Here is a 20352-nt window from a genome sequence, read left to right as displayed (position 1 = left end):
GTACTCGCCCGGGCGTGCCCGGGACCGGGGTTCGTCACCATCGGTGGACAGGCAAGCACCTGGCGCACGGCATCACCCACAAGATCGGGTAATCGGGTTACCGCTGGTAGATGCCGATATCTGCGATATGGCGAAGCGTGGGTGGTCCAAGGCTGTGCGCATCCTGCCGGTGGCCGCGGTGGTGGTGACGGTGCTCGACGCGCTGGCCAAGCGGCGCAGGCTGGCGGGGCTCCCGGTGCTGCCGCTGGTGCCGAGGCAGCGCACCGGGAAGTCCGAAGTGGACGGACGGGGTTCCGCGCTGCGCATGGTGCGCGCCAAGGGAGTCGTGGTCGACCAGGTCACCGAGGTGGCCGCTCGCGAGCTGGCGGGGCGCGACGGGCTCTCCGTGGTGAACCTGGTGCCGCGCGACCTGCCGACGGCGCGCGTGCTCGACCTGCTGCACGAGGTCGATCCGCGCACGTATCGCCAGGACAGGCAGGCGAAGGGGCACGGCGGCGGGCACGCGGTGCTGGCCGAAGAGCAGTTGCTGCGCAAGGTCGGGCTGCCGCAGCGGGGCGCGCCGAGCGGCGTGGAGCTGGCGAAGGCGGAGAAGGAGCTGAAGCCGCACGCGGCGGCGCGAACACAGGTCGTGCTGGCGCCGAGGCTGTGGTCCTCGCCCGCGGTGCTGGCCGAGGACGCCGAAGTGCTGCGGGTCCGGCACGGTTCCCGGATCGGCCCCGACGCGGCCACCGTGCTGACGATCCCCGCGCTGATCGTCGCGAGCGGACTGTTCAGCCCGGGTTGGGCGTTCCTCGCGCTGGCCGCGTGGTCGGCGCACCCGCTGATGGTGCTGGCGGGCAACCGCCACCTCAAGCCGGCGGATCTGTGGTCCTACAGCCTGTTGCGCCTGGTCCGTGAGCCGAAGCGGCTGGTGGCGGCGCTGCGCGCGGAGGCGGCGCACCGGGCGGGCGGCGAGGACCCGGTGCAGCGCAGGCGCGCGGAGTACCAGGCCGACATCGCGGCCGGGCTGGACCGGTTCTTCGAGCCGGAGCGCGCGGACTGCCCGTGGTGTCGTGGCACCGAGCTGAAGGTGCGGCTGCGCACGAGCGACCTGAACCAAGGCAAGCCCGGTGAGTTCAAAGTGGACGAATGCCGCTCGTGCGGCCACATCTTCACCAACCCACAGCCGACCGCGGAAGGACTCGGCTTCTACTACCGCGATGCCTACGACGGGCTGAACGAGGACATGGTGCAGGGCATCTTCGCCACGCGGCGCGGGTACTTCCAGCCGCAGGCGGAGACGGTGCGCCCGCACATCACGCCGGGGAAGTGGCTGGACGTGGGCACCGGGCACGGCCACTTCTGCAACGCCGCCAAGGAGATCTGGCCCGACACCGACTTCCACGGGCTGGACATGAGCGACGGCATCGAGATCGCCGAGCGCAGGGGCTGGGTCGAGCGCGGCTACCGGGGCATGTTCGTGGACCTCGCGCCGAGCATGCCCGACCGCTACGACGTGGTGAGCATGTTCCACTACCTGGAGCACAGCAAGGACCCGCAGCTGGAGCTGGAAGCGGCGACGAAGGTGCTGCGCCCGGGCGGCTACCTGCTGATCGACGTGCCGGACCCCGCGTGCCGCTGGGCGAAGCTGCTCGGCAAGTGGTGGTCGATCTGGCTCCAGCCGCAGCACCTGCACTTCTTCCCGGTCCAGAACCTGCGCGAACGCCTGAGCGAGCTGGGCTACACCGTGGTGCTCGAACAGCACGCGGAGGCGCACCAGCCCGCTGACCTGCTCATCGCGACGTGGACGGCGCTGCGCGCGGTGGCACCGGAGCGCGATGTGCCGTGGCGCCCGGAGCCGCCGTCGACGCTCAGCCGCATCGCCAGGGGCGCGACCTTCGCGGCGGGCACCCCGCTGATGGCGGCGGGCGTCCTGGCCGACGTGGCGCTCAAGGACGTGGCGGAGAAGTACGGGCTGTGCAACTCCTACCGGCTGCTGGCCCGCAAGGACTGAACCAGCGCTTAGGGTGAGCTGATGGGCGACACCCGCAGGCGACTCCTCGACGGCGCGATCGAGACGGTGCGCTCCCAGGGCATCTCAGCCGTCTCCGCCAGGACGATCGCCGCGACCGCGGGTGTCAACCAGGCACTGGTCTTCTACCACTTCGACAGCGTCGACAACCTGCTCGCGCAGGCGTGCCTGGTGTCGACGGAGGAGCGGGTGGAGCGCTTCCGCGAGCGCTTCGCCGAGGTGGACTCGTTCTCCGGCCTGCTCGCGCTCGGCGCGCGGCTGCACGAGGAGGAGAGCGAGGCGGGCAACGTCACCGTGCTGGCGCAGATGCTGGCCGGGGCGCAGCGCGATCCCAAGGTTGCCGAAGCCACCGCGGCGGCGGTCGGACTGTGGGTGAGCGAGATCGAGCACGTGCTGCGCCGCCTGCTCGCCGGCTCGCCGCTGGACGGGCTGCTCGATCCCGCCGCGCTGGCGCGGACGGTCGCCGCCACGTTCGTCGGCCTCGAACTGTTCGAGCCGGTCGCGCCGACCGGCTCCACGCTGGCGGAACTGGCGAAGCTCGTCGAGGTCGTCGACGAACTGGGCCCCCTCGCGCGGCGCGTGGTGCGCGCGAAGCTGCGGAACACGGTCAAGAAGGAGCGCGCATGAGCGACATCACCGCGTTCGGGATGTCCGGCTGGAGCTGGCTCAACCCGCCCGCCGAGTGGTCCACAGTGGACGGACTGGCGGTGACGACGAAGGACGACAGCGACTTCTGGCGCACCACGCACTACGACTTCGTCAGGGACACCGGGCACGCGCTGCTGCGGCCGGTGCGCGGCGACTTCGAGCTGCGGATGAGCTTCACCGGCGACTACGCCGAGCAGTACGACCAGGCGGGCGCGCTGCTGCGGGTCGACGAGCGGAACTGGATCAAGACCGGGATCGAGTTCGTGGACGGCGAGCACTTCCTCAGCGCCGTGGTGACCAGGGACTTCTCCGACTGGTCAGTGGTCGCGCTCGCTGAGCTCACCGAAGCGGTGTCCCTGCACATCGACCGCACCGGTGACGCGGTGACCGTCCGTTACGGCGTCGGCGCGGCCGAGCCGAGCACCATGCTGCGGCTGGCGTACCTCCCTCCGGGCGGTGAGGTCCTTGTCGGGCCGATGTGCGCGTCTCCGCAGGGCAGGGGCTTCCCCACGCGTTTCCACCACTTCGAGGTGCACTCCAGATCAACTGGGTAGCGCGGGTTCGGCCCGGGTATCCGATGTGCCCGAGCAGGCCAGGAGGTGCGCGATGGACACCCGGACCGCGCAGCAGCCCGAGCGCACCGAGACCGAGCGTGCCGAGTCCGTGCAGGAGTTCCTCGTCGCCTACTCGCTGCGCCGCTTCGTGTTCATGAGCGTGCTCGGGTTCCTGTTCGTGGCCACCGGGCACGAGGCCTTCGGCAACGCCGCGACCCACGTCGCCGCCATCGGCCTGGCGATCAGCATGGTGCTGCGCCCCGCTCGCGCCGACCGGGTGCAGGCGCGCGAGGAGCGCACGCGCTGGAAAGTGCTGATGCCGAGGTGGTTCTGCTCCGGCCGCGAGCACGAGACGCACGCCCCGCTCCTGCGCTACCGGGTTGACCGGCGCCGATCGGGGTAACCGACAGCGTCAGAAGGGAGCTGACGATGTCGAAGACAGCGAACGCGGAACCGACGACCGGTGAACTCGTCGCGCAGTTGTCCGAGCAGGTCTCCCGCCTGGTGCGGGACGAGATGGCCTTGGCCCAGGCCGAGCTCAAGGAGAAGGGCAAACGCGCTGGCGTCGGTGCCGGGGCGTTCGGGGCGAGCGGGGTGATCGCGCTCTACGGCCTCGCCACGGTGTTCGCCGGAATCGTGCTGCTGCTCGCGGTGGGCATGGCCCCGTGGCTGGCGGCGTTCGTCGTCGGCGCGGCACTGCTGTTGGTCGCGGGGATCTTGGCCGTGGTCGGCAAGAAGCAGCTCGCGAAGGCGGTGCCGCCGGTACCGGAACAGACGATCGCCAACGTGCGCAAGGACATCACCGCGCTCAAGGAGGGCTCCGGCCGATGACGACGAAGCGAAGCAACGACGGCGTCGCCGTGATCGGTGACGCGGAACCCGAGAGCCCCGAAGAGCTGCGCGAGGACATCCTGCACACGCGCGCGAAGCTCGCCGGAACCGTGGATGCCTTGTCCTACAAGCTGGACGTGAAGGCACGCGCGAAGGAGAAGGCCGAGCAGCTGCGAGAGAAAGCTCAGTACGCGGTGGGCCACGCGGTCGACTGGGCGCGCACGGTGGACCGCAAACGAGCAGCCACCGCAGCGGGCGGAGTTGCCGCCGGAGTGCTCGTGCTCCGTTTGTTCAAACGTAGGAAGCACAGCTGAAGCAAAGCCCCCGCCATCATCGGCGGGGGCTTACTTCTTTGCTACACAACAGGTTCTAGCTCCCGAAGCGCCTTCTCGACCGCCTCGACAACGAACGGGTGCCCCAGCGGTAATGGCGCACCGGCTTCGTTGCGCGTGTCCTCGCTGACCGCGACCACCCGCACGGGAACGGGAAGCTCGCCGAGGTTGCTCTCGTCGGTCATCGGGTCCACGAGCAGCACAGAACGGACGACGTCGGCGTGCAGCTGGGACACGCGCACCGCCGCCTCGGCCGCACTGCCGTTGGCGAGGACGTACACGCGCTCCGCGTCCTGCGGCACGAAAGCGAACGCGTCTCCGCGCTGCTCAAGGAAGACCGGCATCCGCACCCATCCGACACGAGCGCGGTCGAGCAACGGCCGCCACGTCGGAGGGAGGCCGCCGCGCTTGGCCTCTCCCTCCGCGTCGAGCACGAGCAAGGCGGGTTCGCGGCACCGGCCCTCGTACACCACCGGCGGCCCCTGGGAACGTGGGGAGTCCATGCACGCCTCCTTCGCCAGACATGACTCCCCCGCCGGATACCCGTTGCGGCGCCTGCTATCCCTGCTGCTCCGCCGCCCACGCGGCCACGACGTCGGCGAGCACCGATAGCGGCAGCGAACCACCGCTGAGCACCACGTCGTGGAAGGCGCGGATGTCGAAGCGCTCGCCGAGCTTGGCCTGGGCCTCCGCGCGCAACCGCAGGATCTCCAGGCGCCCCACCATGTACGCCAGCGCCTGGCCCGGGTAGGAGATGTAGCGATCGGTCTCCGAGGAGATCTCCACCGCGGGCATCGGGGTGTTCTCGGTGAGGTAGTCCACCACCTGCTGGCGGCTCCACCCCAGCGCGTGGATTCCGGTGTCCACCACGAGTCTGGCCGCACGCATCGAGTCCATCGACAGCATGCCGAGCCTGGCCACGTCGTCGGAGTACAGGCCCATCTCCTCGGCCAGCCGCTCGGTGTAGAGCCCCCAGCCCTCCGCGTAGGCCGTCACCACCGAGATCCGGCGCAGCATCGGCAGGTCCGTCAGCTCCTGCGAGAGCGAGATCTGGAAGTGGTGGCCCGGAACCGCCTCGTGGTAGGCCAGCGCCTCGCAGCCGAAGCGGAACCGCTCGCCGGCCTGGTAGGTGTTGAGGAAGTAGATGCCCGGCCGCGCTCCGTCCAGCGACGGCTGCATGTAGTAGGCGGCGGGGTTGGCCGGAGCTTCGGCGGCTGGCACCTCGCGCACCTCGCACTTCGCCTTCGGCAGCAGTCCGAACCACTGCGGCGCAACGGCTTCCGCCTTCGCCACGGCGGCGCGCGCGGCGGCCAGCATCTCCTCGGCGTCGGTCCAGCGCAGCTCCGGCGCGGTGCGCATCTTCTCGAAGATCTCGGCGAGGTCGGTGGTGCCCCACAGCCGCGAGCCGATCTCCTTGTACTCGTCGGCGAGCTTCGCGATCAGGTCGAGGCCGACGCGGTGCAGCTCCTCCGGGGCGCGATCGGTGGTGGTGTGCAGCTTGGCCAGCTTCGCGTAGCGGCGCTCGCCGTCGGGCAGCCAGCACAGCCCGGCCTTGTCCTCCGGGCGGCCGTGCGGCAGCACCTCGTCGATCAGCAGCTGGCGGTACTTCGCGTAGGCCGGGTGCACCTGCTCGCTGAGCACGCGGTCCAGCTCCTGCGCGAACGCCTCGTCGGTGACCGGCCCGCGCAGCACATCGGCCTCGGGGTCGGCCAGATAGCGCTCGATGTAGTCGATCGCGCCCTGGACGAGGTGGGCCACCGGCAGCAGCCCGTCCGCGATCGCCGCGACGTTGAGCGCGCCGAGCTCCTCCAGCACGCGCGGGACCTCCGCGAGGCGGGCGAGGTAGGCGCGGGTCTGCTCCGGCGTCTGGCACACCGTCATCGGGATCGCGACCAGCAGCTCCGCGAACGGCGCGATGAAGTCGTCGGTGACCGCGAAGTCCGCGAAGCGCACCTCGAACTGGTCCAGCGCCGACTCCGCGCTCTGCACCACGACCGCCCTGGTGACCGCGTCCTCCGCGCTCAGCTCGTCCGCGGGCAGCGCACGCGCGCGCTCCAGGACGTCGGTGTAGCGCGCCGTCAGCTCCGCTTGCAGCTGTGCCGAGTGGCCGCCGAGCAGGTGGTCCCGCTCACGCATCCCGGTGAGCGTGGCGAAGATCGGGTTGTGGTCGAAGATCACGTCAAGCAGTTCGTCGGCGAGCCGGTCCACGACGGACATCCACTACCCCCAAAGAGTTGTTTTTCTGTCCCGCATCCTAGCCGCGCGCCCTCTCAGCACCACCCCACGCCAATGTCGCGTTTGGTCCGTTGAACGTGCTGAACGAGTCATTCAGCACGTTCAACGGAGTCAATGACTCGTTCAGCACTCAAGGGGTCGGAGCGCGTGGGCGGCGGGGGCCGGAAGCCGGACTGTTCGGGCACTGCCTAGGCTGGGCCGGTCCCGCCCACCTGCCCCATGGGGAGCCATGCCGTTCCTGGCCGCGTCATCGTCCGAGGCCAATGGTGACCAGACCCCCGCGGTCACCGAACGCACGCTCGCGCTCCCGGTCTGGCTGCGGGTCTTCGCCCCGGTGCTGCTGGTGGCGGCCCTCGCCGCGCACGCGGCCACGGTCGTCGTCTGGCCCGGCCACCAGATCATGATCGACGTGCTCGTCTACAGCGCGGGCGGCGACATCGTGCTCCAGGGACGGCCGCTGTACGAGGGCCCGGTGCTCAACGCGCTGGAGTTCACCTACACCCCCTTCGCCGCGCTGATCTTCACCCCGCTGGCCCTGTTCGACGCGGACACGCTGAAGATCCTGTCCACGCTGGGCAACCTTGCGCTGCTGGTCGTGGCGATCTGGCTGTCACTGCGCCGCCTCGGCTACCGCGCCAACCGCGACCTGGTCCTGCTGACCGTGCTGCTGACCGGCCCGCTGTTCTGGCTGGAGGCGGTGCGCACCACGTTCTGGCTCGGCCAGATCAACCTGATGCTGCTGGTCATCCTGCTCTGGGACCTCACCAGCAGGGCGAGCAACCGCTGGAAGGGCGTCGGGGTCGGCATCGCGGCGGGCATCAAGCTCACGCCCGCGATCTTCATCGTCTACCTGCTGGTGACCCGGCGCTTCCGCGCGGCCGGCGTGGCGACGGCGAGCTTCCTCGGCACCATCGGGCTGGGCTTCCTGATCATCCCGAGCGATGCGCTGAAGTACTGGACCGGCACCTTCTTCACCTCCGGCCGGGTCGGCCCGACGATCTGGCCGAGCAACCAGTCGGTGCGCGGCATGCTCGCCCGCCTCTTCGGCACCAACGAGCCGCCGACGATCGTGTGGCTGGTGGTCGCGGGAGCGCTCGGCCTCGCCGGGCTCGCGGTCGCGGCGTGGGCGGCCAAGCGCGGCAACGAACTGCTGGGCGTGACCATGTGCGGGCTGACCGGCACGATGGTCTCGCCGTTCTCCTGGTGCCACCACTGGGTCTGGTTCGTGCCGCTGCTGGTCTTCCTGCTGCACGCGGCGCTGACGCACGGGAAGCGGGCCGCGACGGCGCTCATCGTCGCGGTGTACCTGCTGGGCTTCGCGTGGCTGGTGAAGGTGCACCAGCTGACCCCGCCGCACACGCCGCCACCGGACAGCGGGCTGTTCCTCTGGGACGCCCCGGCGTGGCTGGAGCCGCTGAGCCGGAACGTGTACCTGCTGGCGTTCGTGCTGGCACTGGGCTATGTGGCGCAGTACCTGCGGCGCACCGAGCCCCGAGTTCTGTGATTCCCGTCACGCCTTCGTGACCGCATGACCACCCCCGCCGTGGGACACTCCTTTCTTGTGTGATTTCCCCACAAGCCTCTTTCACTGTGCGTGATGTTCTCACGCCCGTTCGGCGCAGCCGCTGGTTCTCCTCAGCGATCCAGAGAGCACGAACCCGCACGCGTGCGCTACTCTGTGCGTATGAGTGTTGCGCTGGAGGACGTCCTGGCCCGAGCGGGACTCCGCGTCACCGCCACCGAGTTCCTCTCCCTGGTGGAGGACGCGGCGCGCAAGCTGGCACCGCCGCACCCGGACCCCTCCGCCTACTTCTCCGCCGACCAGCGCGCCGCGTTGGCCGAGGTCGGAGCCGATCTGCGGCCCCGAGCAGACGATGAGGCCGACCCCAGGGCGAAGTCCGTCGCCGCCCAGGCCGTGCTGCGCGACTCGGCCCTCTCGGTCGCCGACGCCGCGCGCTGCCTGGACGTGGACACCAGCCGGATCAGGCACCGCGTGAGCGCGGGTCGCTTGACGGGATGGAAGGATCGGGGTGGCTGGCGCCTGCCGGCGTGGCAGTTCACCGACAGCGGGGTGCTGCCGGGTCTGGAGGTCGTGCTGGCCTCGATCCCGGCCGACCAGCCGCCGCTGGTGGTGGCCGCCTTCATGACGACGCTCCAGGAGGACCTGATGCTCGGCGACCGCGCAGCAACGCCTCGGGACTGGTTGCTCGCCGGGGGCGACCCGCAGCCGGTGGCCCAGCTCGCCTCGGTACTGGGGACCCCGGCCTGACGAGAACTCGTCACGCCAGTCGCCAACGACCGAGACGAGTAGGACACGAATGGCACGGCTCCCCCAGCCGCCGTCCGCAGCTGCCCTGCAGGCCCTGCTCCGCCGCACCGAGGACGTGGTCGCGGTGCACAGGGCCACCCGCCTGGTGAGGATCTTCGCCGCGGGAGGCACCCACCCCCAGCGGTGGAACTCCTTCCGCTACGCGGGCCCGCTGCCGCACGCGCGCTTCGACCCGCACCCGCCCGCCGTGGGCGGCGTCTACCAGGAGACGCACGAGAACGGCGTGCTCTACTTCGGCCTGTCCGTGCGCACGAGCGTGGCCGAGGTGTTCCAGGCGACCTCCACGGTGGACCGCCGCACCCGCAGCCCGCACCTGGTGGTCATGCGCCCCAAGCGGACGCTGCGGCTGCTCGACCTGGCCGGGTTGTGGCCGACGCGGGCCGGTGCCTCGCAGGCGATGAGCAGTGGCCCGAAGAACCGGACCCAGGCGTGGGCCAGGGTGATCCGCGCGGCCTACCCGGAGCTCGACGGGCTCTGGTACCGCTCCTCGATGGACTCCGGCAATCCGGCGATCTGCCTGTGGGACCCGCCGGGCGGCAGCGGCATGCCCGCGACGCCCGACGTCCTGCTGCCCCTGGACCACCCCGGCCTCGACCTGCCGCTGGGCCGGATCTGCCAGGAGCTGAACTACACGCTGTTGGGATGATCCACGCGCAACCGCACCGAGTACCTGCGCTCGGGCAAGTGCTTCCCGTTCAGCTCGAAGTCCTTGTGCACATCGTCGTCCTGCCAGCCCTGTGAGCGGTAGAAGTTGCGCGCCAGGGCGTTGTCGGCGAGCACCCACAGCACGGCCGCGGTGAACCCGCTCTCCGCGAGGTGCCGCAGCGCGACGCGGTGCACGGCACCGCCGGCCCCGGTCCCCCACAGGTCGGGGTCGGCGTAGATCGCGTAGAGCTCCCCGGTCGGCTCCGGGAAGTCCTCCTGGTCCTCTTCCGGGCGGGCCGCGCCCACGCCCGCGTAGGAACCGATCCGGCCGGTCTCGTCGACCGTGACGAACACCGCCGACGGTGCTGGAGAAGCGATCCACCGCTCCCAGCCGGGCACGCGCTGTTCGGGGTCCATCGAGTCGAGGAAGTCGTCGGCCACGATCCCTCTGTACGCCCGCCGCCACGAGTTCACGTTGATACGGGCGATCTCCGCCGCATCCGCTGCGGCCGCCCGGCGCACTGTCCACGTCATGCGTGGAAGCGTGCGCCAAGCGGCCGCAAACGGCGAGCCGATTTCTTCAATGTCTCGATATCGGTTTGAGCTACACCAGGTGTCTGCTCCACCAGTCGAGCACGGCGGCGAAGCGCTGCTCGCGGTGGCGCGGCAGTCCGCTGCGGCTGAGTTCGTGGCCCTCACCTGGGAAGAGCAGGAACTCTGCGGCGACTCCGTTGCGGCGCAAGGCGACGAACTGCCGCTGCGCCTGCTCGATCGGACAGCGCCAGTCCTCTTCGGAGTGCACCACGGCGAACGGAATCGTGACCTTGTCCGCGTGGTAGAGCGGGCTCTGCTGGCGCTGCGCCTCCGGGTCCGCGCCGCAGTAAGCCTCCGCGAAGTACCACCCGATGTCGGAGGAGCCGGTGAAGGAGTCCCACGCGTTGACCGCGCGCTCGCTCCACGCCGCCTTGAAGCGTTCTCCGTGGTGCGCGGCCAGCCAGCTCGCCATGAAGCCGCCGTACGATCCGCCCATCACACCAACGCGTTCGGCGTCGCAGTCGGGGCGCTCCACCGCGGCGTCCAGCAGCGCGAGCACGTCATCGGCGTCGACGGTGCCCATCGCGCCGATGATCGCGCGGCCGTGCTTCTCGCCGTACCCCGCCGAGCCACGGGGGTTCGGCAGCACCACGGCGTACCCGGCGTTCGCGTACACCTGGGCCTCGTCGAAGAAACCCCAACCGTAGTAACGGAAAGGCCCACCGTGCACGTTGAGCAGGACGGGGTGCGGGCCCTCGCCCTCCGGCAGCACGAGCCAGCCGTGTACCGGGTAGCCGTCCGGCGAGGTCCCGGTGATCTCGATCGTCTCGCGCAGCCCGGTCGCCCGCACTTCGGCGGCGAAGCCGGTGCGCACCACGGGGTTCTCCGCTTCAAGGGTGACGACCTCGCCCGGACTGTCCACTGTGGACACAACGGCGGCGATGCGGTCACCGTCCGCGGTGAAGGCGTTGACCACACCGCGCTCGCCGAGCACCGGCTTCAGCTCGTCCAGCACAGCGGCTTCCGCACCGTCCGGCACCAGGCGCAGTTCGTTCGCCCCGCGCACGCGCACCACGACCAGCACACCGCCGGAGACCGGAACCGGTGCACCAGAACCGGATTCGCAGTCAACGGTCTCGGTGTCGGTGAGCCGCGTGCCGGTGGTCGGCTCGCCACCGATGCGCAGGGGCGCGCGGAAGAGCCCGCTGTTGCGCGCGACCGCGTGGATGCCCTCGAACTCGATGCCGTAGTACAGAACATCGCCGTCCGGCAGCACCACGGGGTGCTCGACCCCGCCAGCGGAACGCACGGCGAGGGTCAGCTCACCGCTTCCATCGGTTGGGACCGAATAGATGTCCTCGTGCAAGGTGTCCCAGGCGTCGAGGTCGCGAGCGGCGGTGACTAAGAGATGCGCTCCGTCGGTCGTCCACGCCGGGGAAGCGACGTGAACGGAGCCGTCGGTCAGCTGGGCCGGCTCGGCGTCGAGGTCCAGCGCGTCGACGACGAACAACCGTGGCCGCCGGTCGCTGAAGAAGCCGACGTTGTCGAGGCGGTACTGGTAGCCGGTGAAGCGCCTGGGGGCCTCCTTGGCCGCCGTCACGCCCTCTTCGGTGCCGTAGCGACCTTCCTCGGGAATGCGCGCCACGAAAGCGATGCGACGGGAATCCGGGGCCCACACGGGGACGTCCACGCCGAGCGGCAACGCGGTGACCGCGCGGGCGTCGCCACCGGTGGTCGGCATGACGTGCAGCTGCGGCTTGCCGCCCTCCTCCGCGACGCGCAGGAACGCCACCCACTCGCCGTCCGGGGAGATGCGAGGCGCGGAGTCGCGCGTGCCGAAGGTCAGCCGTTTCGGCGCCTCCTGGGCTCCGGAGAGCGGAATTCGCCACAGCGCGGAGCGGTAGGCGTTGGCCGTCAGGTCCGGCCGCGCCACGTCGGTCAGGAGCAGATCTCCGTGCAGGGACAACGTTCCGGGAGTGTGCAGCAGCGCAATGTCATCCGGTCGCATGAACCCGGACCGTACCTGACACTTAGCAAGGCGTACGAAAAAAAGTTGCCATCGTTGTACACCTCGCTAGAACAGCACGGCCGCCAGCGATTGGGCCGCATGGCGTACCTCGGGCGCGAAGGCCTCGATCTGTTCGCGGCTGACGAGGAAGGCCACTCCGGACACGCTGACGGCGCCGACCGGGCGCCCGGAAGCGTCCAGCAACGGCGCGGCGACGCAGCGGATCGAGGCCTCGTTCTCCTCGTCGTCGACGGCGTAGCCACGCCGCCGGACCTCGGCGAGTTCGGTGTCCAACTGCTCGCGCTCGGTGATGGTGGCCGGGGTCCGCCGCGCCAACCCGGCGCCGCCGAGGACGTCATCGCGCTCGGTCACGCCGAGGTGCGCCAGCACGCACTTGCCGATCGCCGTGCTGTGCAGCGGCAGCCACATGCCGATCCGCGAGGAGGTCCGGAAGGGTTGATCGGCTTCCACCTTGTGGGTGTAAACCGCGCGGTCCCCCGCTCGCAGCGCGAGGTGCACCGTATGGCCCACTTGGCGTTGCAGCTCCGCGAGGACCTGGTCCACCCCTCGGTCGTCATCCCCCGCGACCTGTGCGGCCATCGCGCGCAGCCGGGGCCCGGGCGCGTACCGCCCGCCGCCGTGGCTGTGCACGAACCCGCGCTCGGCGAAGGTGCCGAGGATGCGGTGGGCGCTGGGTTTGGGCACCCCGGCCGTCGCGGCGATCTCGGCGAGCCGGTGCGGGGAGCCCGGCATGGACACCGCCTCCAGCACCCGCAGCGCCTTCTCCACGGCGTTGCCGGAGGACGACGAACGCCCGTTGCCCCCGGTCTCGGCTGTCATTGGCACTCCTCGCCGCGTTGATCTGCGACCGACAATTCAAGCAGCGCCCCCGCCGTTCCACAACGTGGAACATTTCGGGCATATTCCCCGGCAGAGCCCCCGGTCGGCCGATCAGGAGTGCCCTCGGCGCGGTCGATCACTCCAGTGGGATCACGTGCCTTCGGGGAGGTGCCGGATGACCCAGTTCACCGAGCGCGAGTTCGCCGCGGTGCTGCACGGGCCGCGCGATGTCCGGCTGGAGGAGGTGGACAGGCCGCGACCAGGTCCCGGCCAGGTCCTCGTCCAGATCGAGCGGGTCGGCCTCTGCGGGACCGACCTCAACTACTACGTCGACGGTTTCAACGGCCCCACGGTGCTGAGCGCGCCCACCGTCCTCGGCCACGAGGCGTCCGGGATCGTCGTCGGCGTCGGCGAGGGCACGCCGCCGAGGCTGCTCGGCAGGCAGGTCGCGCTCGAACCCGCGACCTCCTGCGGGGTCTGCCTGATCTGCCGCAGCGGCCGATCCAACCTGTGCCCCAGCGGTTTCTGCCTCGGCTCGCCGCCGACCAACGGCGCGCTGCGCGAGCACGTGGTGATCGAGCACCGGCTCGCCCACCCCCTGCCGGAGCGGCTCAACCCGGAAGAGGGCGTGCTGATCGAGCCGCTGGCGGTCGGCTGCTGGGCCGTGCACCGCGCCAGGGTCGCGACGGGGCACCGGGTGCTCGTCACGGGCGCCGGCCCCATCGGCCTGCTCACCGCCAAGGCGGCGCTCGCGGCCGGAGCGCTGGAGGTCACCGTCGCCGACGTGCACCCGCAGCGCCTGGAGCTGGCCCGCAGGCTGCACCCCGGTCCCGTCGTGGACCTCAACACCGACGAGCTGCCCGGGGCGAGCATCGACCGGATGCTGGAGTGCTCCGGCGCGGCCACGGCCCTGGAAGCGGTGGAGTCGCTCAAGCCCGGCGGGGTGATCGCGCTCGTCGGCGTCCCGCAGCGCTGGCCGGCGGCTCCGCTGGGCTACGTGCAGCGGTGGGAGGTCGACCTGGTCGGCTGCTTCCGCTACGGCCCGGCCGCCTTCCGCAGCGCCATCGGGTGGTCCGGCACCGGCCGCGTCCGGCTGTCCGGGCTGGTCACCGCGCGGTTCTCGCTGGCGCACACCGGCCAGGCCATCGAGACCGCGCTCTCCGACCGCACCCAGCTGAAGGTCGTCGTCCAACCCAACGCCGCTTGAGAACACCACCTGAGAACGCGAACGGGGGCCGGCGCGCGCGGCACCGGCCCCCGTCGTGTTCGAGCCGCAGCTAGTCGAGCTGCTTGACCGCCTCCGGGTCGCGGCGGACCTTGATCAGGCTGGCGATCGTGGTGATCGCCAGGACGCCGACGATGACCGAGAGCGAGAGCTCGATGCCGATGTGCGGCACGGGCACCGGCTGACCGCCGTTGATGAACGACAGCTGGTTGCCGGCCAGCGCTTCCAGGATCAGCTTCACGCCGATGAAGCCCAGGATCACCGAGAGGCCGATGGAGAGGTAGACGAGCTTGTTCAGCAGGCCGCCGATGAGGAAGTACAGCTGCCGCAGGCCCATCAGCGCGAAGGCGTTGGCGGTGAAGACCAGGTAGGTCTCCTTGGTGAGGCCGAAGATCGCCGGGATCGAGTCCAGCGCGAAGAGCAGGTCGGTGGAGCCGATGGCCACCATCACCACGAACATCGGGGTGACCCAGCGCTTGCCGTCGATGCGCACGAAGGACTTGGCCTCGTGGTAGTCCTTGGTGACCGGGAGGACCTTGCGGACGATCCGCAGCAGCGCGTTCTCCTTGAACTCCTCGTCGTCGTGCCCGGTGAACGCCAGCTTCCAGCCGGTGTAGATCAGGAACGCGCCGAAGAGGAAGAAGACCCAGGTGAAGCGCTCGATGAGCTGGGCGCCGGCCGCGATGAACGCACCGCGCATGACCAGCGCCATCAGGATGCCGATCAGCAGCACCTTGTGCTGGTGGATCGCCGGGACCGAGAAGGTCGACATGATGATGACGAAGATGAAGAGATTGTCGATCGACAGCGAGTACTCGGTGATGTAGCCGGCGAAGAACTCACCGGCGAACTGCCACCCGGAAAACATCCAGATGCCGAGTCCGAACAGAATCGCGAGAGCGACGTAGAAGACGACCCATCTGGACGCCTCACCGATCGTGACCTCGTGCGGCTTTCTGTCCACGATCACCAGATCGATCGCGATCAGAACGAGCAGGCCGACGATCGTCGCGATCCACAGCCAGACGGGAACGTTCACCATTCACCTCCGGTTCACAGGCATGTGCCATTGACCGGAGGTCTCTTCCGCCGACTGTCGTCCAGTCGACCGACGGCACCGGGAGGAGAACCTCCGTGATGACGATGCCGCCGCGAAGGAATACTCCCCTCCAACAACGGAACAAGATTCTCACGCCCGACCGCCCCGGCACCAGCCGGGGTGAGCGGACACACGCTGCACGCGCCCCGGAGCGGCTGGGACGATGTGCGGCCATGATCCTCGAAGTCGCCGAGATCCTTGTCCAGCCGGGCGAGGAAGAGGAGTTCGAAGCCGCCTACCGGGCGGCCGTCGAGCACGTCCTGGGCAGCCCCGGTTGCCGCTCCGCCCGTCTGACCAGGGGCGTTGAGAACCCGAGCCGGTTCGTGCTGCTCGTGGAGTGGGACAGCGTCGCCGCGCACGTCGACGGCTTCCGGGCCTCCCCCGCCTTCACCCGTTGGAGGGAGGGCATCGGCCGCTTCCTCGTCGGCACCCCGAGGGTCGAACACTTCGTTCCCGCTGGTGAGTGAGGGCGCCGAGGGGTGCTGACAAAAGTCACGGCTGGGCTCGGCACCCCGGCCGTGCGACGATCTGCGACGTGATCGTCACGATCGCCGAGATCATCATCCGTCCCGGTGACGAGAACGCGTTCATCGCCGCCTACCGCGAGGCGCGCAGGCACATCGCCGACTCGCCCGGCTGCCGGATGCTCCGGCTGGTGCGCGGCATCGAGCAGCCGAACCGTTTTCTGCTGTTCTCGGAGTGGGTTTCACTCGAATCTCACATCGAAGGTTTCTACGGTTCCGACGGTTTCCTGTCGTGGCGAGCGGGAGTCTGCGAATACTTCGCCGAGCCACCGTGCGTTGAACACGTGGTCGACCTGCGTGACTGACCCGCGCGACTGAACTGTCGACTGAACCGCGGCCGAAGTGACGACGGACACAGCGCACTTCGGGCCTTGGTCCCGGACACGTATCGATTCCACGTTCTGTGACGCCTTGCTCACGGGAGTTCGCATACCGTCGGCGCCGTGCCCGTCCCGCGCTCCCGAAACCGGGCGTTGCCCCTGCTCGCCCTCGTCGCCCTGCTGATCTCCGGCGGGGTCGTGCTGTGGTCGAACACCCCGGCCGCCCCCGCCCCCGTCACCACCCGTCCCGTGCTGCTCGACGTCGTCGACGGCCCGCAGCGGAACGAGCGGGTGCAGATCGACGCCACGCTCTACCTGCCGGAGCGGACACCGGCCCCCGCGGTGATCGTCGCCCACGGCTTCGGCGGCAACAAGGACTCGGTCGCCACGGACGCCGCGGAGCTGGCCAACCGGGGTTTCGTGGTGCTCGCCTACTCCGCGCGCGGTTTCGGCCGCTCGACCGGCCAGATCGCGTTGAACGCGCGTGACTACGAGATCGCCGACGCCGAGCAGCTGGTGAGCTGGCTGTCCCGGCAGCCGGAGGTGGCGCTCGACGGGCCCGGCGATCCCCGGGTGGGCGTGACCGGCGGTTCCTACGGCGGCGCGCTGTCGCTGATGCTGGCCGGGGTGGACCGGCGCGTCGACGCGATCGCGCCGGTGATCACCTGGAACGACCTCGCCCAAGCGCTCATCCCGAACGCGGCGACGCGCGACCCTGCGGCTCCCGGCACTCCGGCGGGCGGCGGAGGCGCGGACGGCGGCGTGTTCAAGCGCGCGTGGGCTGGCATGTTCTTCTCCTCGGGGCTCGGCCCGGCGAGCACCGGCGGCGGCGCGGCAGGACCTGAGGCTCCCGAGCCCGGAGTGCCCTCCAGCGGGACGAACGCGCCCGCTCCGGCCGCTCAGCCCCAAGAGCGCACGGCACCGACCCCCGGCGGTCCTGGGCAGGGACCGGCGACCTGCGGGCGGTTCCGGCCCGAGGTCTGCGCGGCCTACACGGAGGTGGCCACCACCGGGAGGGCCAGCCAGCAGACCATCGACCTGCTGCGGCGCTCCTCGCCGGTCAGCGTCGCCGACAAGATCACGGTGCCGTCGCTGATCGTGCAGGGCGAGCGGGACACGCTCTTCGGTCTCGACCAGTCCGACGCCAACGCCAGGCAGATCGCCGGGGCGGGCGGCAAGGTCAAGACGATCTGGTACGCGGGCGGCCACGACGGCGGCGGGCCGGGACCGTTGCTGCGCGGGCAGATCGGCGACTGGTTCTCCTTCCACCTCTCCGGTCAGGGCGCCGATCCCGGTACCGGGTTCTCCTACGCGGTGCAGGGCGCTTTCCGCACCGGCGGTGGCGTGTCCGTGCGCGAGGTCGTCGCGGCGGGCTACCCGGGGCTGCACGGGCAGCAGGCCGTCGCACGCGAGCGTTTCGAGCTGACCGGCAAGGCCCAGCCGGTGATCAACCCGGCGGGTGGCAACCCGGCGGCCATCAGCGGCTTCCCCGGGCTCTCCGACAGGATCGGCGGCTCGTCGTCGGCGGTGAGCAGCGGGCTGGCCATCGACATCCCCGGCCAGTCCGCGAGCTTCACGACGCAGCCGCTGACCGAACAGGTGCTTGTTGCGGGGTCGGCAAGCGTCCGCGTCAGGGTGCGGTCCATCCCCGGTCAGCCCACGACGGGCGAGGCCGTGCTCTTCGGCAAGCTCTACGACGTCAGCCAGGACGGGCGGCGAACGCTCGCTGGTGGAGCGGTCGCGCCGGTGCGCGTCACCGGGCTCCCCGCTGACGGCTCTCCCGTCGAGGTGACCGTCGCGCTGCCCGGCGTGGTTCGGCCGATCGAGACCGGACACCGGATGCAGGTCGTGCTCGCCACGACGGACCAGTCCTTCGCCGGTGCCGCCGAACCGGCCACGCACCTCGTCGAGCTGGCCGATCCCGCGCTGTCGGTCCCGGTCGTTCCCGGCACGCGCAGCGCCTCCCCCGCTCCGGTCGGGGCGCTCGTCGGCATCGGCGCCGTGCTCGCGATCGCCGCGATCGCCGCGCTGATCGCCAGGTTCCGCAGGCGGCGCGCGGACGACATCGACGAGTCCTTTGTGGACACTCCGTTGGTGATCAGCGGTCTGCGCAAGGAGTACAAGGGCGGGCTCACCGCGGTGGACGGGTTGTCCTTCACCGTCGAGCGCGGCCAGGTGCTCGGCCTGCTCGGGCCCAACGGCGCGGGCAAGACCACGACGCTGCGGATGCTGATGGGCCTGGTCCAGCCGACCGACGGCGAGATCCGGGTCTTCGGCCACCGCGTGCACAGCGGAGCCCCGGTGCTCTCGCGGATCGGCTCCTTCGTGGAGGGTTCGGGTTTCCTGCCGCACCTCTCCGGCACGGCGAACCTGCGGCTGTACTGGGCGGCGACCGGCAGGCCCGCCGAGGAGGCGGGCTTCGACGAGGCGCTGGAGATCGCGGGGCTCGGCAAGGCGGTGCGGCGGCGCGTCGGCACCTACAGCCAGGGCATGCGGCAGCGGCTGGCCATCGCCCAGGCGATGCTGGGCCTGCCGGACCTGCTGGTGCTCGACGAACCGGCCAACGGCCTCGACCCGCCGCAGATCCACCAGATGCGCGACGTGCTGCGGCGCTACGCGGCGACCGGGCGGACGGTGGTGGTCTCCAGCCACCTGCTCGCCGAGGTCGAGCAGACGTGCAGCCACGTCGTGGTGATGCACCGGGGCCGCCTCGTCGCCTCCGGTGAGGTCGCCGAGATCGTCGCGGGCGGTGGCGCGGCCTCGTTCCGGGTGGACCGGCCGAGCACGGCGGTGAACACGCTGCGCACGCTGGAGGGCGTCAGCGAGGTGAGCGCGGAGGGCGAGTTCGTCTCCGCGGAGCTGGGCGTGCTGCCCAGGGCGACCGCGGTCGCCGCGCTGGTGCAGGCGGGGATCGCGGTGGAGCAGGCGGGGCCGCGGCGGCGGCTCGAAGACGCCTTCCTGCAGCTCGTCGGTGAGGAGTCGGTGCAGTGAGCGAGGGTTCGGTTTCATCGACTGAGACGCGGGCGGACGGCGCGATCGCGGGCTACCGCGAGGGCCGGACGCTGCCGCTGCGCGTGGAGCTGGCCAGGCAGTTCGGCAGGCGGCGCACTCAGGTCACGCTCGGCCTGCTCGCGGTGCTGCCGGTGGTGTTGCTGCTGGCCTTCGAGCTGGGCTCCAACAGCACGGCGCGCCGCCAGGGCGGGCTCGTCGACCTGGCGACGGCGAGCGGGCAGAACTTCGTCACCTTCGCGCTGTTCGCGTCGGCGAACTTCCTGCTGGTCGTGGTGGTGGCGCTGTTCTTCGGCGACACCGTGGCCAGTGAGGCCTCGTGGTCCAGCCTGAAGTACCTGCTGGCGATCCCGGTCCCGCGCGGGCGGCTGTTGCGGCAGAAGGCGTTGGTCTCCGGCATGTTGTCGGTGCTCGGCCTGCTCGTGCTGCCCGCGATGTCGTTGGCCGTGGGGCTGATCTGGTACGGCGCGGGCGACATGGTGACGCCCACCGGCGAGTCCGTTCCGCTCGCCGACGGCCTCACCGCTCTGGCGTTGGCCCTGTGCTACCTGGCCGTGCACCTGTTCTGGGTGGCCGGGCTCGCGCTGCTGCTGTCGGTGTCCACGGACGCGCCGCTGAGCGCGGTCGGCGGGGCGGCGCTGGTGTCCATCGTGTCGCAGATCCTCAACCAGATCACCGATCTCGGTTCCCTGCGCGAGTTCCTGCCGACGCACTACTCCACGGCGTGGGCGGACCTGCTGAGCACCGACATCGACTGGTCGAACATGGCGGCGGGCGCGTTCTCCTCGCTGGCCTACGGCACGTTCTTCGTGCTGCTGGCCGTGCGGCGGTTCGCGCGCAAGGACATCACCAGCTGAGCTGCGCCAGAAACGCGCTCAGAACCAGAGGAGCCCGACACCGCCGCTGGGCAGCAGGACGGCGGCGGCGACCACCAGCAGGGGCACCGCGATGGCGACCGCGATCCGGCCCCGGCTGACGCCGTCGGTGCGCGGCTCCCCCGTCATCAGCAACCCGATCATGACTGTCAGCAGGATCGCCAGGAAGGTCACCAGGCGATCGGAGAAGACGTAGGTCGCGGCGGCGATGGTCACCATGCCCTCACCGAACACCCTCCACCCCCTCAAGGTCAACTTCCCACCGCCGTCACCCTTTCCCGTTTCGTACTCATAACGGCCGGAGAGTGCTCCCTCCCGCTATGAGTACGAAAC

Annotated in this window: 21 protein-coding genes; 14 read left to right on the top strand and 7 right to left on the bottom strand. The window is 70.4% G+C overall.

Translation table 11 applies throughout. The features are described from left to right. Positions 1-154 precede the first annotated feature (154 nt). The 6 genes from CCN37_RS41125 to CCN37_RS30580 are packed head-to-tail and all read left to right on the top strand — an operon-like array spanning position 155 to position 4358. Positions 155-1993, top strand: a complete 1839-nt coding sequence (locus tag CCN37_RS41125) for a class I SAM-dependent methyltransferase (protein WP_210408285.1) — start codon at positions 155-157, stop codon at positions 1991-1993. Between the two features lie 21 nt (positions 1994-2014). Next, entirely contained in the window at positions 2015-2638 is a 624-nt protein-coding gene (locus CCN37_RS30600) for a TetR/AcrR family transcriptional regulator (RefSeq protein WP_086827511.1), read from the top strand. Continuing rightward, on the top strand, positions 2635-3213 hold the full coding sequence (locus CCN37_RS30595) for a DUF1349 domain-containing protein (RefSeq protein ID WP_086827509.1): 579 nt from the start codon (positions 2635-2637) through the stop codon (positions 3211-3213). The genes CCN37_RS30600 and CCN37_RS30595 overlap by 4 nt, the downstream gene beginning before the upstream one ends. A gap of 52 nt (positions 3214-3265) precedes the next feature. Then, entirely contained in the window at positions 3266-3616 is a 351-nt protein-coding gene (locus tag CCN37_RS30590; RefSeq protein ID WP_086827507.1) for a hypothetical protein, read from the top strand. A gap of 26 nt (positions 3617-3642) precedes the next feature. After that, positions 3643-4044 (top strand): phage holin family protein, encoded by a 402-nt coding sequence (locus CCN37_RS30585; protein WP_086827505.1) that lies wholly within the window; start codon positions 3643-3645, stop codon positions 4042-4044. After that, complete coding sequence (locus CCN37_RS30580; RefSeq protein WP_086827503.1) at positions 4041-4358, top strand: DUF3618 domain-containing protein; 318 nt, start codon at positions 4041-4043, stop codon at positions 4356-4358. The genes CCN37_RS30585 and CCN37_RS30580 overlap by 4 nt, the downstream gene beginning before the upstream one ends. Positions 4359-4399: 41 nt before the next feature. On the opposite strand, the gene CCN37_RS30575 is transcribed toward CCN37_RS30580, so the two are convergent. Both CCN37_RS30575 and CCN37_RS30570 read right to left on the bottom strand, forming a co-directional pair. After that, the gene (locus CCN37_RS30575) at positions 4400-4879 is read right to left on the bottom strand and encodes a hypothetical protein (protein ID WP_143261874.1); all 480 of its coding nucleotides are present in this window, start codon (positions 4877-4879) and stop codon (positions 4400-4402) included. Between the two features lie 55 nt (positions 4880-4934). Further along, complete coding sequence (locus tag CCN37_RS30570) at positions 4935-6593, bottom strand: DUF885 family protein (protein WP_086827498.1); 1659 nt, start codon at positions 6591-6593, stop codon at positions 4935-4937. Positions 6594-6840: 247 nt separating this feature from the next. Between CCN37_RS30570 and CCN37_RS30565 the strand changes: the two genes are divergently transcribed. From CCN37_RS30565 to CCN37_RS30555, 3 genes are all read left to right on the top strand, one after another. After that, positions 6841-8115: a glycosyltransferase 87 family protein gene (locus CCN37_RS30565; RefSeq protein WP_086827496.1), complete on the top strand. Its 1275-nt coding sequence runs from the start codon at positions 6841-6843 to the stop codon at positions 8113-8115. 180 nt (positions 8116-8295) lie between these two features. Next, positions 8296-8880: a DNA-binding protein gene (locus tag CCN37_RS30560; protein WP_086827494.1), complete on the top strand. Its 585-nt coding sequence runs from the start codon at positions 8296-8298 to the stop codon at positions 8878-8880. A gap of 49 nt (positions 8881-8929) precedes the next feature. Next, entirely contained in the window at positions 8930-9586 is a 657-nt protein-coding gene (locus tag CCN37_RS30555) for an RES family NAD+ phosphorylase (protein WP_030431495.1), read from the top strand. On the opposite strand, the gene CCN37_RS30550 is transcribed toward CCN37_RS30555, so the two are convergent. The 3 genes from CCN37_RS30550 to CCN37_RS30540 all read right to left on the bottom strand — a co-directional run bounded on the left by CCN37_RS30550 (position 9568) and on the right by CCN37_RS30540 (position 12967). Next, positions 9568-10119, bottom strand: coding sequence for an N-acetyltransferase (locus tag CCN37_RS30550; protein WP_086827492.1), 552 nt, complete (start codon positions 10117-10119; stop codon positions 9568-9570). The two genes, CCN37_RS30555 and CCN37_RS30550, sit on opposite strands and share 19 nt — an antisense overlap. A gap of 70 nt (positions 10120-10189) precedes the next feature. After that, on the bottom strand, positions 10190-12127 hold the full coding sequence (locus CCN37_RS30545) for a S9 family peptidase (protein ID WP_086827490.1): 1938 nt from the start codon (positions 12125-12127) through the stop codon (positions 10190-10192). A 66-nt stretch (positions 12128-12193) separates the two neighbouring features. Next, on the bottom strand, positions 12194-12967 hold the full coding sequence (locus tag CCN37_RS30540) for an IclR family transcriptional regulator (protein ID WP_143261873.1): 774 nt from the start codon (positions 12965-12967) through the stop codon (positions 12194-12196). Between the two features lie 175 nt (positions 12968-13142). Here CCN37_RS30540 and CCN37_RS30535 point away from each other — a divergent pair, with 175 nt between their 5' ends. Next, positions 13143-14174 carry an alcohol dehydrogenase catalytic domain-containing protein gene (locus CCN37_RS30535; RefSeq protein ID WP_168200933.1) on the top strand — a complete coding sequence of 344 codons (1032 nt, stop codon included), beginning with the start codon at positions 13143-13145 and terminating at the stop codon, positions 14172-14174. A gap of 70 nt (positions 14175-14244) precedes the next feature. On the opposite strand, the gene CCN37_RS30530 is transcribed toward CCN37_RS30535, so the two are convergent. Then, positions 14245-15231, bottom strand: coding sequence for a TerC family protein (locus CCN37_RS30530; RefSeq protein WP_086827545.1), 987 nt, complete (start codon positions 15229-15231; stop codon positions 14245-14247). Positions 15232-15464: 233 nt separating this feature from the next. Between CCN37_RS30530 and CCN37_RS30525 the strand changes: the two genes are divergently transcribed. From CCN37_RS30525 to CCN37_RS30510, 4 genes are all read left to right on the top strand, one after another. Beyond that, complete coding sequence (locus tag CCN37_RS30525; RefSeq protein ID WP_086827486.1) at positions 15465-15758, top strand: putative quinol monooxygenase; 294 nt, start codon at positions 15465-15467, stop codon at positions 15756-15758. A 68-nt stretch (positions 15759-15826) separates the two neighbouring features. Next, complete coding sequence (locus tag CCN37_RS30520; protein WP_210408284.1) at positions 15827-16120, top strand: antibiotic biosynthesis monooxygenase; 294 nt, start codon at positions 15827-15829, stop codon at positions 16118-16120. Between the two features lie 138 nt (positions 16121-16258). After that, positions 16259-19126 (top strand): alpha/beta fold hydrolase, encoded by a 2868-nt coding sequence (locus CCN37_RS30515; RefSeq protein WP_086827483.1) that lies wholly within the window; start codon positions 16259-16261, stop codon positions 19124-19126. Next, complete coding sequence (locus CCN37_RS30510) at positions 19123-20001, top strand: ABC transporter permease (protein ID WP_086827481.1); 879 nt, start codon at positions 19123-19125, stop codon at positions 19999-20001. Before CCN37_RS30515 ends, CCN37_RS30510 begins: the two co-directional genes overlap by 4 nt. 18 nt (positions 20002-20019) lie before the next feature. Here the strand turns inward: CCN37_RS30510 and CCN37_RS30505 are convergent, their stop codons facing one another. Beyond that, positions 20020-20238, bottom strand: a complete 219-nt coding sequence (locus tag CCN37_RS30505; protein ID WP_143261872.1) for a hypothetical protein — start codon at positions 20236-20238, stop codon at positions 20020-20022. Positions 20239-20352 lie beyond the last annotated feature (114 nt).

It is taken from the genome of Allokutzneria sp. NRRL B-24872 (assembly GCF_002155965.1).
GTDB lineage: Bacteria > Actinomycetota > Actinomycetes > Mycobacteriales > Pseudonocardiaceae > Allokutzneria.
The sequence above is the reverse complement of the archived record's forward strand: the minus strand, read 5'-3'. Positions and strand labels throughout refer to the sequence as shown.

Coding starts and splice junctions, on each gene's coding strand:
- CCN37_RS30545 (WP_086827490.1), bottom strand. CDS start 12,127: ATGCGACCGGATGACATTGCGCTGCTGCACACTCCCGGAACGTTGTCC.
- CCN37_RS30560 (WP_086827494.1), top strand. CDS start 8,296: ATGAGTGTTGCGCTGGAGGACGTCCTGGCCCGAGCGGGACTCCGCGTC.
- CCN37_RS30585 (WP_086827505.1), top strand. CDS start 3,643: ATGTCGAAGACAGCGAACGCGGAACCGACGACCGGTGAACTCGTCGCG.
- CCN37_RS30565 (WP_086827496.1), top strand. CDS start 6,841: ATGCCGTTCCTGGCCGCGTCATCGTCCGAGGCCAATGGTGACCAGACC.
- CCN37_RS30505 (WP_143261872.1), bottom strand. CDS start 20,238: ATGGTGACCATCGCCGCCGCGACCTACGTCTTCTCCGATCGCCTGGTG.
- CCN37_RS30590 (WP_086827507.1), top strand. CDS start 3,266: ATGGACACCCGGACCGCGCAGCAGCCCGAGCGCACCGAGACCGAGCGT.
- CCN37_RS30580 (WP_086827503.1), top strand. CDS start 4,041: ATGACGACGAAGCGAAGCAACGACGGCGTCGCCGTGATCGGTGACGCG.
- CCN37_RS30555 (WP_030431495.1), top strand. CDS start 8,930: ATGGCACGGCTCCCCCAGCCGCCGTCCGCAGCTGCCCTGCAGGCCCTG.
- CCN37_RS30595 (WP_086827509.1), top strand. CDS start 2,635: ATGAGCGACATCACCGCGTTCGGGATGTCCGGCTGGAGCTGGCTCAAC.
- CCN37_RS30535 (WP_168200933.1), top strand. CDS start 13,143: ATGACCCAGTTCACCGAGCGCGAGTTCGCCGCGGTGCTGCACGGGCCG.
- CCN37_RS30570 (WP_086827498.1), bottom strand. CDS start 6,593: ATGTCCGTCGTGGACCGGCTCGCCGACGAACTGCTTGACGTGATCTTC.
- CCN37_RS30600 (WP_086827511.1), top strand. CDS start 2,015: ATGGGCGACACCCGCAGGCGACTCCTCGACGGCGCGATCGAGACGGTG.
- CCN37_RS30550 (WP_086827492.1), bottom strand. CDS start 10,119: ATGACGTGGACAGTGCGCCGGGCGGCCGCAGCGGATGCGGCGGAGATC.
- CCN37_RS30575 (WP_143261874.1), bottom strand. CDS start 4,879: ATGGACTCCCCACGTTCCCAGGGGCCGCCGGTGGTGTACGAGGGCCGG.
- CCN37_RS30540 (WP_143261873.1), bottom strand. CDS start 12,967: ATGACAGCCGAGACCGGGGGCAACGGGCGTTCGTCGTCCTCCGGCAAC.
- CCN37_RS30525 (WP_086827486.1), top strand. CDS start 15,465: ATGATCCTCGAAGTCGCCGAGATCCTTGTCCAGCCGGGCGAGGAAGAG.